At 70.1% G+C, this 13979-nt stretch carries 10 protein-coding genes; 4 read left to right on the forward strand and 6 right to left on the reverse strand.

Going from position 1 to position 13979, the window contains the following annotated elements; genetic code table 11:
* Positions 1-361 precede the first annotated feature (361 nt).
* Positions 362-1735: an alpha-amylase family protein gene (locus ACFW2E_RS25225; RefSeq protein ID WP_384469349.1), complete on the forward strand. Its 1374-nt coding sequence runs from the start codon at positions 362-364 to the stop codon at positions 1733-1735.
* On the opposite strand, the gene ACFW2E_RS25230 is transcribed toward ACFW2E_RS25225, so the two are convergent.
* On the reverse strand, positions 1674-1976 hold the full coding sequence (locus ACFW2E_RS25230) for a carbohydrate-binding module family 20 domain-containing protein (RefSeq protein WP_384469350.1): 303 nt from the start codon (positions 1974-1976) through the stop codon (positions 1674-1676). The two genes, ACFW2E_RS25225 and ACFW2E_RS25230, sit on opposite strands and share 62 nt — an antisense overlap.
* A 232-nt stretch (positions 1977-2208) precedes the next feature.
* Here ACFW2E_RS25230 and pulA point away from each other — a divergent pair, with 232 nt between their 5' ends.
* Together pulA and ACFW2E_RS25240 are read left to right on the forward strand one after the other, a co-directional pair.
* Complete coding sequence (pulA, locus tag ACFW2E_RS25235; protein ID WP_384469351.1) at positions 2209-7611, forward strand: pullulanase-type alpha-1,6-glucosidase; 5403 nt, start codon at positions 2209-2211, stop codon at positions 7609-7611.
* A gap of 32 nt (positions 7612-7643) precedes the next feature.
* A complete protein-coding gene (locus tag ACFW2E_RS25240; RefSeq protein ID WP_384469352.1) occupies positions 7644-7997 on the forward strand; it encodes a 5-carboxymethyl-2-hydroxymuconate Delta-isomerase in 354 nt (117 codons plus the stop codon).
* Here ACFW2E_RS25240 and ACFW2E_RS25245 read toward each other — a convergent pair.
* The 5 genes from ACFW2E_RS25245 to ACFW2E_RS25265 all read right to left on the reverse strand — a co-directional run bounded on the left by ACFW2E_RS25245 (position 7994) and on the right by ACFW2E_RS25265 (position 13288).
* A complete protein-coding gene (locus ACFW2E_RS25245) occupies positions 7994-8683 on the reverse strand; it encodes a TetR/AcrR family transcriptional regulator (RefSeq protein ID WP_384469353.1) in 690 nt (229 codons plus the stop codon). The two genes, ACFW2E_RS25240 and ACFW2E_RS25245, sit on opposite strands and share 4 nt — an antisense overlap.
* Positions 8684-8751: 68 nt before the next feature.
* Complete coding sequence (locus ACFW2E_RS25250; protein WP_384469354.1) at positions 8752-9804, reverse strand: PDR/VanB family oxidoreductase; 1053 nt, start codon at positions 9802-9804, stop codon at positions 8752-8754.
* Complete coding sequence (locus ACFW2E_RS25255) at positions 9804-10739, reverse strand: metal-dependent hydrolase (RefSeq protein WP_384469355.1); 936 nt, start codon at positions 10737-10739, stop codon at positions 9804-9806. Before ACFW2E_RS25255 ends, ACFW2E_RS25250 begins: the two co-directional genes overlap by 1 nt.
* Before the next feature lie 69 nt (positions 10740-10808).
* On the reverse strand, positions 10809-12737 hold the full coding sequence (locus ACFW2E_RS25260; RefSeq protein WP_384469356.1) for a hypothetical protein: 1929 nt from the start codon (positions 12735-12737) through the stop codon (positions 10809-10811).
* A gap of 50 nt (positions 12738-12787) precedes the next feature.
* Positions 12788-13288, reverse strand: a complete 501-nt coding sequence (locus tag ACFW2E_RS25265; protein ID WP_384469357.1) for a tetratricopeptide repeat protein — start codon at positions 13286-13288, stop codon at positions 12788-12790.
* A 136-nt stretch (positions 13289-13424) separates the two neighbouring features.
* On the opposite strand from ACFW2E_RS25265, the gene ACFW2E_RS25270 reads away from it, so the two are divergent.
* Positions 13425-13844 (forward strand): hypothetical protein, encoded by a 420-nt coding sequence (locus tag ACFW2E_RS25270; protein WP_384469358.1) that lies wholly within the window; start codon positions 13425-13427, stop codon positions 13842-13844.
* Positions 13845-13979 lie beyond the last annotated feature (135 nt).

Genomic DNA, 13979 nt, shown 5'->3' on the forward strand with positions numbered 1-13979 from the left:
GCGTGTGCCTCTCTGCCCGTGGCCCGCGCGCCACCCCCCCCCCCCTCCTCGGGGACGCGGAGGTGCCCCCCCTCGAGCCCACGGTGGGCGCCCACCCCCCGGGGGGGGTGGGGGCGCCCCCCCGCGCGCAACGGCCGTGTCCTGCTCGCCAGCGGCGAGCTGACGGAGGCCGACGGCGAGACGAAGGTGCCGGCCGACACGACGGTGTGGTGGACGACCGCCTGATCACCGCTCGGTAACTTCTTGCATCAACTTTCAACGGCCCGCTGCCCTTTTGGGTGGCGGGCCTTTAACATCTGCGCAACCGAAAGGTTTCAGCAACGTTTCAGCAAGAACCTTCAACGACGAAGGAAACCCCCACATGGCACGCAGATTCCTCTCAGGGGCGCTCGCTCTCTCGGCCGCCGCCCTTGTCATGACCCCGACCATCGCGCACGCCTCCCCGCCCGGCGGCAAGGACGTCACCGCGGTCCTCTTCGAGTGGAAGTACGCCTCGGTCGCCCGCGAGTGCACCGGCACCCTCGGCCCCGCAGGCTACGGATACGTCCAGGTCTCCCCGCCCGCCGAGCACATACAGGGCTCGCAGTGGTGGACGTCGTACCAGCCGGTGAGCTACAGGATCGCGGGGCGGCTGGGCGACCGCACGGCCTTCCAGAACATGGTGAACACCTGCCACGCGGCAGGCGTCAAGGTCGTCGTGGACACGGTCGTCAACCACATGGCGGCGGGCAGCGGCACCGGCACCGGCGGCTCGTCGTACACGAAGTACGACTACCCCGGCCTGTATTCCTCCTACGACTTCGACGACTGCACGGCCCAGGTCACCAACTACGCCGACCGCTGGAACGTCCAGCACTGCGAGCTGGTCGGCCTCGCCGACCTGGACACCGGTGAGGAGTACGTCCGCAAGACCATCGCGGGCTACATGAACGACCTGCTCACCCTGGGCGTGGACGGCTTCCGCATCGACGCGGCCAAGCACATCCCGGCGGAGGACCTCGCCAACATCAAGACCCGTCTGACCAACCCCTCCGTGTACTGGAAGCAGGAGGTCATCTACGGCGCGAACGAAGCGGTCCAGCCCACCGAGTACACGGGCAACGGCGACGTCCAGGAGTTCCGCTACGCCTACGACCTCAAGCGGGTCTTCAACAACGAGAACCTCGCCTACCTGAAGAACTACGGCGAGGGCTGGGGCTACATGAGCAGCTCGGTGGCCGGCGTCTTCGTCGACAACCACGACACCGAGCGCAACGGCTCGACCCTCAACTACAAGGACGGCGCCAACTACACCCTGGCCAACGTCTTCATGCTGGCCTACCCCTACGGTGCCCCCGACATCAACTCCGGCTACGAGTGGTCGGACGCTGATGCGGGCCCGCCCAACGGAGGCACGGTCAACGCCTGCTGGCAGGACGGGTGGAAGTGCCAGCACGCCTGGCCGGAGATCATCCGCATGGTCGCCTTCCGCAATGCGACGAGGGGCCAGTCGGTGACGGACTGGTGGGACGACGGCAACGACGCGATCGCCTTCGGGCGCGGCAGCAAGGGCTTCGTGGCGATCAACCACGAGTCCTCGTCCCTGACCCGCACCTACCAGACGTCACTGGCGGCGGGCACGTACTGCAACGTGCAGAACAACACGACGGTGGCGGTGAACTCCAGCGGACAGTTCACCGCCACCCTGGGCGCCAACACCGCGCTCGCGATCTACGCGGGCAAGACGGGCTGCTGAGCCCGGACTGCTTCCAGGCGCCGATCGTGGTGTAACCGGACGAACCGCCCGTCGTGTACGAGCGGTTCGTTCCGGACTTCCAGGTCACGTTCCCGGAGCCGTCCTTCTTGACGTATTTGTGCGTGAAGGCCGTGCTCCTGGGGACGATGACCCGTCTGCTCCACGTCGGGTACGAGGCCGATGGCGGCGGGATCGCGTCGCTCGTGTTCCAGGAGCCGGGAGACCGTCGAAATCTGGTCACGTGCGGCTCCGGAAGTGGGGGGTACGCAGAGTGCGCGTTTCAACCACCCCCGAAAGTGTGCCAGTTGAGAAGGCCAGTCAAGGCAATCGGTGAAAGTTCTTGCTGTGGGTTTCAAGCCTCTTGCTGTAAACCTTTCGTTAGCGATACGGTCGCGCGGGCGCCCGGCATCGGAGCCGTGCCGCGGTGTTGGGGTCGGACCCAAGAGAGCCGTAATCGCTAGGAGTTCACGCCTGTGATACCGAGATGGCCGGCGCCCCGGACGCGCCGTAGCTCACCAGTGAGACGGGCCGCGGCGGTCGCCGTCGTCGCCCTCACCGCCGCGCTCGTGCAGCCCCTCGCCGCACATGCTGCGGCCCCGCCCGCGCCCCCCTCGGACGCGAAGCTCGCCGCCGAGCCCGCCCGGCACGACGACACCCGCGAGCAGTTCTACTTCGTCATGCCGGATCGTTTCGCCAACGGTGACAAGTCCAACGACCGCGGCGGACTGACCGGCTCCCGCCTCAGCACCGGGTACGACCCCACCGACAAGGGCTTCTACCAGGGCGGCGACCTCAAGGGCCTGACCAAGCGCCTCGACTACATCAAGGGGCTCGGCACCACCGCCATCTGGATGGCCCCGATCTTCAAGAACCGGCCCGTGCAGGGGACGGGTGACAACGCCTCCGCCGGGTACCACGGGTACTGGATCAACGACTTCACCCGGGTCGACCCGCACTTCGGCACCAACAAGGACCTCGAGACCCTCATCTCCAAGGCGCACGCCAAGGGCATGAAGGTCTTCTTCGACGTCATCACCAACCACACCGCCGACGTCGTCGACTACAAGGAGAAGTCCTACGACTACCTGTCCAAGGGCGCCTTTCCCTATCTGACCAAGGACGGGCGGCCCTTCGACGACTCCGACTACGCGGACGGCACGAAGAAGTTCCCGGCCGTGGACTCCGGCTCGTTCCCGCGCACCCCGAAGGTCACGAGCGAGAGCAAGGTTCCGTCCTGGCTCAACGACCCGACCATGTACCACAACCGCGGCGACTCCACCTACGCCGGTGAGTCCACCACCTACGGCGACTTCTCGGGCCTCGACGACCTGTGGACCGAGCGTCCCGAGGTCGTCAGCGGCATGGAGAAGATCTACCAGCGCTGGGTGAAGGACTTCGGCGTCGACGGCTTCCGGATCGACACCGTCAAGCACGTGGACATGGAGTTCTGGACGCAGTGGGCGACCGCGCTGGACAAGTACGCCGCCGCGCACGGCCGCAAGAACTTCTTCATGTTCGGTGAGGTCTACTCCGCCGACACCTCCATCACCTCCCCCTACGTCACCCAGGGACGCCTCGACGCCACCCTCGACTTCCCCTTCCAGGACGCGGCCCGCCAGTACGCCTCCCAGGGCGGCAGCGCGCAGAAGCTGGCCGGTGTCTTCGGCGACGACTACAAGTACACGACCGACAAGGCCAACGCCTACGAACAGGTCACGTTCCTCGGCAACCACGACATGGGCCGCATCGGATACTTCCTGAACCAGGACAACCCGAAGGCCACGGACGCCGAACTGCTCAAGAAGGACCGGCTCGCCAACGAGCTGATGTTCCTCAGCCGCGGCAACCCCGTCGTCTACTACGGCGACGAGCAGGGCTTCACGGGCTCCGGCGGCGACAAGGACGCCCGCCAGACGATGTTCGCCTCCAAGGTCGCCGACTACCTCGACGACGACGAGATCGGCACCGCCCGTACCCACGCGAGCGACTCCTACGACACGAGCGCCCCGCTCTACCAGCAGATCGCCGCTCTCGCCGAGCTCCGGAAGAGCAACCCCGCGCTCACGGACGGAGTCCAGACCCAGCGGTACGCGGCCGACGGCTCCGGCGTCTACGCCTTCACCCGTACGGACGCCAGGACCGGTGCCGAGTACGTCGTCGCCTTCAACAACGCCGACGAGGCGAAGACCGCCACCTTCGCGACCGGCTCCGCGGACATGACGTACCGCGGGATCTACGGCACGGACGACACGGCGAGCACCGACGCCGACAAGAAGATCACCGTCACCGTCCCGGCCGGCTCCGCCGTCGTCCTCAAGGCGGCCGGCACCCTCGCCAAGCCCGCCACCAAGCCGACGATCACCCTCAAGGCCCCGGACGCCGGTGCCACCGGCACCGTCGAGCTCTCCGCCGACGTCGACGGCGGCCGGCTCGACAGGGTCGTGTTCGCCGCCCAGGTCGGCAACGGCAAGTGGCGTACCCTCGGCTCCGCCGACCACGCCCCGTACAAGGTCACCCAGGCCATCGGCAAGGACGTGCCGTCCGGCACCGCCCTGCGCTACAAGGCCGTCGTGATCGACTCCGCGGGCCGGACCGCGAGCGCCCTGGCGGCCAGCACCACCGGCACCCCGCCCGCCCCGGAGGTCCCCACCGCCTCCTCCCGCGACCATGTGGTCGTCCACTACAAGCGCACCGACGGCGACTACGACAACTGGGGCCTGTACGCCTGGGGCGACATCGCCGACGGCGAGTCCACGAACTGGCCCGCCAGCCACCCCTTCGTCGGCCGTGACGCCTACGGCGCCTTCGCCTATGTCAAGCTGAAGTCCGGCGCTTCGAACGTCGGCTTCCTGGTCATCGACAAGGACGGCAACAAGGACGTCTCCGCCGACCGGACCATCGACGTCACCAAGACCGGCGAGGTGTGGCTCGAACAGGGCAAGGCCGACGTCCTGACCCAGAGGCCCGACTACCCCGCGCAGGACAAGACCAAGGCGGTCATCCACTACCACCGGGCCGACGGGAACTACGACGGCTGGGGCCTGCACGTCTGGACGGGTGCCGCGAACCCCACCGACTGGTCGAACCCCCTCAAGCCGGTGAAGACTGATGCCTATGGCGCGGTCTTCGAGGTACCGCTCAGCGACGGTGCCACCAGCCTCAGCTACATCATCCACAAGGGCGACGACAAGGATCTCCCCACCGACCAGTCGCTGGACCTCAAGTCCAACGGCTACGAGGTGTGGCTGTTGAACGGCCAGGAGAAGTACCTGCTGCCGCAGCCCGCGGGCAGCGCGGCCGCCCTCGACCCGACCACCTCCAAGGCGGTCTGGATCGACCGGAACACGGTCGCCTGGAACGGTGTCGACGGCGCCGCCTCCACCCAGCTGCTCTACTCCCACGACGGCTCGATCGCCGTCAAGGACGGGACTCTGACCAGCGACGACGAGCGCTGGCTGCGCCTGTCCAAGACCACGCTCACCGACGCGCAGAAGGCGAAGTTCCCGCACCTCAAGGACTACACCGCCTGGTCCGTCGACCCGCGCGACCGCGACCGGGTGCGCGAGGCGCTGAGCGGCCAGATCGTGGCCTCCCAGCGTGCGGCGAACGGAGCGGTGCTGGCCGCGACCGGAGTGCAGATCGCGGGCGTGCTCGACGACGTGTACGACGCGACCAAGGCGAAGCTGGGACCGGTCTTCCGCGACGGGAAGCCGACCCTGTCCGTCTGGGCGCCGACGGCACAGAGCGTCTCCCTGGAACTGGCCGGCTCCAAGGTGGCCATGCACCGCGACGCGGCCACCGGCGTCTGGTCCGTCACGGGTCCGAGGTCATGGAAGAACAAGCCGTACCGGTACGTCGTGAAGGTCTGGGCGCCCAGCGTCCGCAAGGTCGTCACGAACAAGGTCACCGACCCCTACTCGGTCGCGCTGACCGCCGACTCCGAGCGCAGCCTGGTCGTCGACCTGAACGACAAGGCCCTCGCCCCGGGCGGCTGGTCGAGCCTGCGCAAGCCCAAGGCCGTGCCGCTGAAGGACGCCCAGATCCAGGAGCTGCACATCCGGGACTTCTCCGTCGCCGACAAGACGGTCCCGGCGAAGGACCAGGGCACCTACCTGGCCTTCACCGACAAGGGCAGCGACGGTTCGAAGCACCTGCGTGAGCTGGCGAAGTCCGGCACGTCGTACGTCCACCTCCTGCCCGCCTTCGACATCGCCACCATCGCCGAGAAGAAGGCCGACCAGGCGACCCCGGACTGCGACCTGGCCTCCTACGCGGCCGACTCCGACAAGCAGCAGGAGTGCGTCGCGAAGACCGCCGCGAAGGACGCCTACAACTGGGGCTACGACCCGTACCACTACACGGTTCCGGAGGGCTCCTACGCCACCGACCCGGACGGCACCGCCCGCACGGTCCAGTTCCGCAAGATGGTCAAGGGGCTCAACGAGGACGGTCTCAGGGTCGTCATGGACGTCGTCTACAACCACACGGCGGCCAGCGGCCAGGCGGACACCAGCGTCCTCGACAGGATCGTGCCGGGCTACTACCAGCGGCTCCTCGCGGACGGCTCGGTCGCGAACAGCACCTGCTGCTCCAACACCGCGCCCGAGAACGCCATGATGGGCAAGCTGGTGGTCGACTCGATCGTCACCTGGGCCAAGGAGTACAAGGTCGACGGCTTCCGCTTCGACCTCATGGGCCACCACCCGAAGGCCAACATCCTCGCCGTCCGCAAGGCCCTCGACGCGCTGACCCTCGCGAAGGACGGCGTCGACGGCAAGAAGATCATCCTCTACGGCGAGGGCTGGAACTTCGGCGAGGTGGCGAACGACGCCCGGTTCGTGCAGGCCACTCAGCAGAACATGGCCGGCACCGGCATCGCCACCTTCTCCGACCGGGCCCGTGACGCGGTGCGCGGCGGCGGCCCCTTCGACTCCGACCCCGGAGTCCAGGGCTTCGCCTCCGGTCTCTACACCGACCCCAACTCGTCCACGGCCAACGGCACGAAGGAGGAGCAGAAGGCCCGCCTGCTGCACTACCAGGACCTGATCAAGGTGGGTCTGTCCGGCAACCTGAAGTCCTTCACCTTCACCGACACCGCCGGCAAGGAGGTCAAGGGCTCCGAGGTCGACTACAACGGCTCTCCCGCGGGCTACGCGGACGCGCCCGGCGACGCGCTCGCCTATGTCGACGCCCACGACAACGAGTCCCTGTTCGACGCCCTGACCTACAAGCTGCCCAAGGACACCTCCGCGTCCGACCGGGCCCGCATGCAGGTCCTGGCCATGGCCACGGCCGCCCTCTCCCAGGGTCCGGCCCTGTCCCAGGCGGGCAGCGACCTGTTGCGCTCCAAGTCGCTGGACCGCAACTCCTTCGACAGCGGCGACTGGTTCAACGCCATCCACTGGAACTGCGCGGACGGCAACGGCTTCGGACGCGGGCTGCCCATGGCGGCCGACAACGAGTCCAAGTGGCCGTACGCCAAGCCCCTGCTGAGCTCGGTGAGCGTCGGCTGCCCGCAGATCACCGGTGCCTCGGCCGCGTACCAGGACCTGCTCAGGATCCGTACGACGGAGAAGGCGTTCTCCCTCGGCACGGCCACGCAGGTGCAGTCGCGGCTCTCCTTCCCGCTGTCCGGGAAGGACGAGACCCCGGGTGTGATCACCATGGAGCTGGGTGACCTGGTCGTGGTGTTCAACGCGACGCCGGAGAAGCAGGAGCAGCGGATCGGCGCGCTCGCCGGGACGCCGTTCCGCCTGCACCCGGTGCAGGCCGACGGCACGGACGCGGTGGTGAAGACCTCCGCCTACGCGGCCGGCTCGGGCACGTTCACCGTCCCGGCGCGGACGGTGGCCGTGTTCACCCGGGCGGCGAAGTAGGGTCGGGGCGTCGTCGTAGAACAGGAGTACCCGTGCCGCAGATCACCGTCGACTACTCCCGCACGATCGGGGCCGCATTCGACCGCGAGGGTTTCGCGCGGGCGTTGCACGAGGCCACCGTCGAGATCGCTGCGGCGAAGCCGGAGGCCTGCAAGACGCAGTTCCGCGACAGCGGGTACTCCGTGTTCGGGTACGAGGAGGAGGGGCACGCCGTCGTCCACGTCACCGTCGGGCTGCTCGCGGGCCGCACCGACGAGACGAAGGCGAAGCTGACCGAGGCCGTGCTGGAACTGCTCCGCAAGCACATCGGGGAGGAGGGCCTCGTGCTGCACGCCTCCGCCGAGGTGCGCGACCTCGACCCCTCGTACCGGAAGTTCGTCCGCTAGGACGCCAGGGACATGAGCCGGCCGACCAGGTCCGTGAACGGACCGTCGGCCGGCTCTTCCTTGAGCATGTCGCGCAGCAGGACCGCCATCTCGCCGTTGTTGGCGGCGCTCACGGCCGCCAGGGCGGCGAAGTCGTGCACGAGCTGGACCTCCAGTTCGGCGCGCGGGATGCGCCGGCCGTCCAGCCAGATCAGGGCCGTCGACTCGGCGAGCGAGATCCAGGACCGTACGACCAGTTCCAGTCGCGCGGGCGGATCGGTGACGCCCAGATGTGAAAGGACCTGGTCGTACGCGGCCTGCCGTACGGAGTCGATGAGCGCGTTCGTGGCCGACGAGCCCACGGCCGGGCCGCCGCGCATCAGGGCCGAGAAGCCGGGGCCGTGCTCGTCCACGAAGTCGAAGAACCGGCGCATCACACGCAGCAGCCGGGCGCCCAGCGGGCCCTGGTGCGGTTCCTCGAACCGGCCTGCCAGATCCTCCGCCGCGCGCTTCAACGCGGCCTCGTACAGGCTGAGTTTGCCGGGAAAGTAGTGGTAGACCAGCGGGCGCGAGATGCCCGCGGCCGACGCTATCTCGTCGATCGAGACCTCGTCGGGCGAGCGGCGGCTGAACAGTTCGAGGGCGACGCCGATCAACTGCTGCCGCCGCTCCTCCACTCCCATTCTGCGGCGAACCCCGGTAGTCATGCGAACACCTTACCGATCGGATCCGGCCCCGAACGGGCCGGTCCGGTCGTGGTGTTCCCATGGAACCGTCACATATCCAGCACCAGACGATCACCTCGGGCCCGCGAGACACAGATCAGCATCGACTCGGTCCGCTCCGAGTCCGTGAGCAGCTCGTCCCGGTGGTCCACCTCGCCCTCCAGTACCCGCTGCCGGCAGGTCCCGCAGAAACCCTGCTCGCAGGAGTACGCCGTGTCCGGCAGCTCGGCGCGTACGGCGGCCAGCGCGGTGGAGCCGGCCGGCACGGTCAACGTCCGCCCGCTGCGCCGCAGTTCCACCTCGAACTCCGCGTTGCCGCCGGGGGACGACCCGCGTGGCGCGAACCGCTCCAGATGCAGTGCGGCGCCCTCGGGGAGCCGCTCCTCGACCGCCGTCATCAGTCCATCGGGCCCGCAGCAGTACACGGCGGCTCCCTGGGGCACGTCCGCGAACAGGCCGTCCAGATCGGGCCGTCCGTCCTCGTCCTCGGCGACCACCACGATCCGGTCCCCGGCGAGCTTCTCGGCCTCCTCCAGGAACGGCATCGAGGCCCGCGTCCGCCCGCCGTACAGCAGCCGCCACTCCGCGTCCTGCGGCAGCGCCCGCAGCATCGGCAGGATCGGGGTGATCCCGATGCCCCCCGCGACGAACACGTAGGAGGACGCCTCGACGAGCGGGAAGCGGTTGCGCGGGCCGCGCACCTCCAGCTCCATGCCCTCGGTCACCTGCTCGTGCACCTCGCGCGAGCCGCCCCGGCCGTCCGGGACCAGCCGTGTCGCGACGGTGTACGACGAGGTGTCCTCCGGGTCCCCGCACAGTGAGTACTGCCGTACCAGCCCGGACGGCAGCACCAGATCCAGGTGCGCGCCCGGCTCCCAGGCCGGCAGGTCCCGTCCTTCCAGGCGCAGTCGTACGACGCCCTCGGCCACCGTCTCGTGCGAGGTGACCAGCAGCCGCAGCGCCCGCGAGCGCGGCCGGCCGGAGACCGGGGGATCCAGGGCGGGCATCGGCCACAGCGGCGAGGCCCGGACCCGCCGCCGCACGGCCCGTCTGGCCAGCAGCGCGACGCCCGCGAGGACCGCGACGCTCCGCAGCGTCGGCATCAAACCGCCCCCTTCCCGGCCTTCTCGGCGGCGAGCGCGGCGGGGGAGGAGGCCAGATAGGCGACGGCCTGTGCCGTGGAGCCCTCGTGCGAGGGATGGTAGGCGCGGCTCAGATACCGGGGGATGGACTTCAGCATGTCACCGGTCGCGGGCAGGGTGCCGCGCCGGCCGCAGACGTAGAAGTCCTTGAACGAGGCCTTGCCGTCGATCAGCGTCGGGTCGTTCTCCATGAAGAAGCGGACCCCGCGCTGCCACAGGAACACCAGCGCGGTGAAGGCCGTCGCCCAGGTGCGCACCCGGCGCCGGTAGCTTCCGTCGACGTGCATGAACAGGTCGAAGGCGACGGAGCGGTGCTCGACCTCCTCGGCACCGTGCCAGCGCATCAGGTCGAGCATGGTCGGATCGGCCTTGCGCCGGTCCAGCTCCCCGGCGTTCAGGATCCAGTCGCCGAGGAAGGCCGTGTAGTGCTCGATGGCGGCGATGAGCGCCACGCGCTCCATCAGCCACCATGTGCGGGCCCGGCCCGGCGATGGGGGTACCACCCACGCGTTCAGCAGCGGGGGAGTCCGGTCGCCGAGCAGCTTCTCGAAGAACCAGTCGATCTGCGCGGTGTACGGCGTCGGGTCGAGCCCCAGCTCCTTCAGATGCGGTAGCACCTCGTCATGGGCCTGGGAGTGCATCGCCTCCTGGCCGATGAACCCGATGACGTCCTCGCGGAGCCGGTCGTCCCGGATGAACGGCAGCACCTGCTTGTACACATGCACGAACCACCGCTCACCGGCAGGCAGCAGCAGGTGCAGGACATTCATGGTGTGCGCGGCGAACGGGTCCCCGGGCACCCAGTGCAGCGGTGTGTCCTTCCAGGAGAAGGACACGTTGCGGGCCTTGAGCGGTATGCGCTCGGACTCCACCGGCCGGGCCTGCGTGTTAGACATGGCGTCAATGTACTGGCGGGTAAGTCCGAGGGAAACCCTTGTGCGCGTACTTGTTGACGCCAGTGTCAACTAGCGCAGGCCGTGCAGTGCGGACCCGTCGTCCAGGGTGCCCGACAGTTGCGCCTGCGCCCCCTGCTCGGCCCGCACGGCCAGCATGTCGCCCTGGGCGCTCGCCGTGACCCCGCCGGTCGATCGGATCGACGCGGTGTCCCGACTGCCCGCGGCCAGCAGATACCAGGTGCCCGCGCCGGACCTCCACAGCACCCCGGCCAGCACGTGCGGATCGCGCGGACCGCACGCACGCACGTCCGTGCCCTTGGCCGCCACCGCGCCGTACTGCCCGCCCGGGGTGTGGAACTGCGCCAGCGCCGCCGTCCCGTCGCCCCGCCAGGTCTCGGCCCGGGTGCACAGCCAGGAGGCCGTTCCGCCACCGTCGGGCAGGGGCTGGTCGGCGTACGCCCACGCGTTGACGCTCCTGACCCCGGCCGAGCGCTCCCCGGCCAGCGAACAGGCGAACGGCGCCCAGGTGCGCAGCGACGCCGCCCCCGACACCTCGCGGGTCCTGCCGGGCCGGCCGGTGGTGAGGTGGGCCGGGACCAGTTCGCCCAGGTCGCTGGAGAGCTTCGCGCCGGAGGCGTCGGTCAGCTGCAGCACGTTCCACGAGGTGCACGTGCCGGGCTGCAGGGCCGGGCTGGACATCGGGCCGGTGACGCCGTCGGTCAGGCCGAGGTCCATCGCGCCCGCCCCGGGCTTCGTCAGATCCCGCTCCGCGGCCTTCTCCACCCAGGGAGCGGTCAGATAACGGACGTTGCCGTCGGAGCGGCCCAGCACGAGCGCGCCCGCCCCGGCGCCGGTCGCGCCGTCGACGCGCGCGAAGTCGAGGGCCGCGCCCTCCGTTCCGCTCTTCGGCTCGGCGTAGCGGACGATGCGCAGGCCGTCGTAGAGGATCACCACGCGGGTGTTGTCGACCTCGCCCGCGTACAGCAGCTGGGGCGGTCCTGCCGGGCCGCCGGTCTGGGTGCCGGGGGTCGCCGAGACACGGACCGTCTCTCCCGGGCGGGCCCAGACGGCGAGGGCGCGGCGCAGCAGCGCGGTGTCGCCGGCGAGGGCGCCGCGCGCGGGCCACACGGAGAAGTCGGCGCGCGCCGAGGTCTTCCAGGCGGTGGGAGAGATCCGCGTCAGCCTGCCCGGGTCCAGGGCGGCTTCGGCCGCCGGGTTCTGGGCGTACGCGGGGGCGGCGGCGCCGTCGGGGCCCCAGCCGTCGCCGGGCAGGGCGATCAGCGCGCCGCAGACCGCGAGCGCGGCCGCGGCGGCGAACGCGGCCTTCGTGTGCTGCCTGCGCCGCATCAGGTCGGTGGGCCGGGCCTGCAGCGAGCAGGGGTCGAACTCCGGGGAGACGAGCAGCGCGTAGTGCGCGGGCACGCCGTCGGCCTCCCGCAGTGCCTCGTGCGGGTCCTCGGCCCCGGCGGCCGCCAGCACCCGGTGCACGTCGCCGTCGGCGAGCTGCTCCAGGCCGCGCAGCACGTACGCGGCGCGGCCAGGGCCGGACAGGGTCGCCAGCCTCTGGTCCAGGGCGAGTTCGTCGGCGCCGCCCGAGCGCGGGAACAGCCGCAGGCCCCAGACCTGGGGGAGCAGCGGCGGCAACTGCGAGCGGCGGGGCCACAGCCGGCCCTTGAGGGGCCTGGCCGCCTCCAGGGCCGTACGCACGACCTGGAGGCGGACGAAGGTGTACCCGGGGTCCGTGTCCCGGCCCGTCGACTGGGCCGGGATCGCGGAGGCCGGCTTGCGGCCCCGGGGCAGTGCGCGCTGGGTGAGGGCGTGCGCGGTCAGGACGCGGCGGTTGCGCCCGAGACTCGGTGGCAGCACCAGGTAGGCGAGCCGGACCAGGCGCGGGTAGTGCTCGACGAGCGCGGCCTCGGCCTGCTCGACGTCGACCACCGGGCCGGGGGCTCCGGAGGAGGCGGGTCCGTGATGCTGGGCTACATCCTGTGACTGCACGTCCTGGGAAACGAGTGAACCGGTGGTTGGTCACCGGCCGTCCGGGTGACTCAGTCCTCCGGCTCGACGAGGGCCCGCGCGTAGTTGGCCATCGACCGCTGGTACCGGGGCAGATGGGGGGCCAGGGCGCCGAGGACGAGGGAAAGGCCCTCGCGGTCGCGGCCGAGGCTGGACAGGCACAGGGCGAGACAGGCGCGCACCGCGTCGTCCAGCTCGTCCGAGGGCGCGTCCAGTTCGGGGGTGAGCAGCTTGACACCCTCCTCCGCCTGCCCGATGTTCCGCAGGGAGCTGGACAGCTGGATCTTCGCCCGGCGGCCCTTGTAACCGTTCAGTCCGCGCGCCAGTGCCTCGCGGTACAGCGGTGCCGCCTTGTCCGAGTGGCCGGTCGAGTCCCAGGCGCAGGCCTGCTCGAACGGGCCGAGGGGGCTGTCCTCGGGCAGCTCGGCGACGAGCGCGCCGATCACGGCACGGAAGTCGGCCGCCCTCTCCTCCGGGTAGTCGTCGAAAGTGGCCCAGGCGGCGGTCACGCGGTCTTCCCAGTCTTGGTTCACCGACCCACCTTCGCACGCGTGTGCCCACCGTCACACCGGATTTGAGCGCACCGCGCACGGCGCCCGTATCGAAGGGCGGAGTCCCCGACGAGGGCTTCCTGCGGCATGCTTACGCCCATCAGGACCGGAGGAACAGATGAGGTTGACCCGACCGATGCTCGCCGTGACGGGCGCCGCGGCCGCGCTGCTGCTGGCGGGGTGCGGCTCCGGCGGCGGAAAGAGTGCCGCGGACGCCGTGCCGACGACGGCGACCGGCAGCCTGGAGAGTCTGGCCGCCGAGGTGAAGTGCAAGCCGAACATCCAGACGGACGCCGACGAGATCCGCCAGGCCATCTGCAAGAACACCGACGGCAAGTTCATCCTCGCCACCTTCGCCACCGACCGCGGCCAGCGCGAGTGGATCAACGACGCCAAGGACTACGGCGGTTTCTACCTCGTGGGCCGCAAGTGGGTGGCGGTCGGGGACGACGGCGTCGTCAAGGCGCTGCGCGGCACGCTCGGCGGCGAGGTGGAGATCGGGACCGACCACAGCGCCCACGGTTCCCACAGCGGCTGACCCGGACGCGCGCGGGTGCGCACACGGCGAAGGGCGGGGGGGGGGGGGGGCCCCCCCCCCCCCGGGGGGGGGGGGGGGGGCGGGGGGGGGGCCCCCCCGCGGGGGGGGGGGCGGCGGGGTTTTAAAAAAAACACC

The organism is Streptomyces sp. NPDC058964, from assembly GCF_042741275.1.
Taxonomy (GTDB): Bacteria; Actinomycetota; Actinomycetes; order Streptomycetales; family Streptomycetaceae; genus Streptomyces.

Bases quoted from the DNA above. Each gene is read 5' to 3' on its own strand.
- ACFW2E_RS25225 (WP_384469349.1), top strand. From the start codon at position 362: ATGGCACGCAGATTCCTCTCAGGGGCGCTCGCTCTCTCGGCCGCCGCC.
- ACFW2E_RS25245 (WP_384469353.1), bottom strand. From the start codon at position 8,683: ATGACTACCGGGGTTCGCCGCAGAATGGGAGTGGAGGAGCGGCGGCAG.
- ACFW2E_RS25250 (WP_384469354.1), bottom strand. From the start codon at position 9,804: ATGCCGACGCTGCGGAGCGTCGCGGTCCTCGCGGGCGTCGCGCTGCTG.
- ACFW2E_RS25255 (WP_384469355.1), bottom strand. From the start codon at position 10,739: ATGTCTAACACGCAGGCCCGGCCGGTGGAGTCCGAGCGCATACCGCTC.
- ACFW2E_RS25270 (WP_384469358.1), top strand. From the start codon at position 13,425: ATGAGGTTGACCCGACCGATGCTCGCCGTGACGGGCGCCGCGGCCGCG.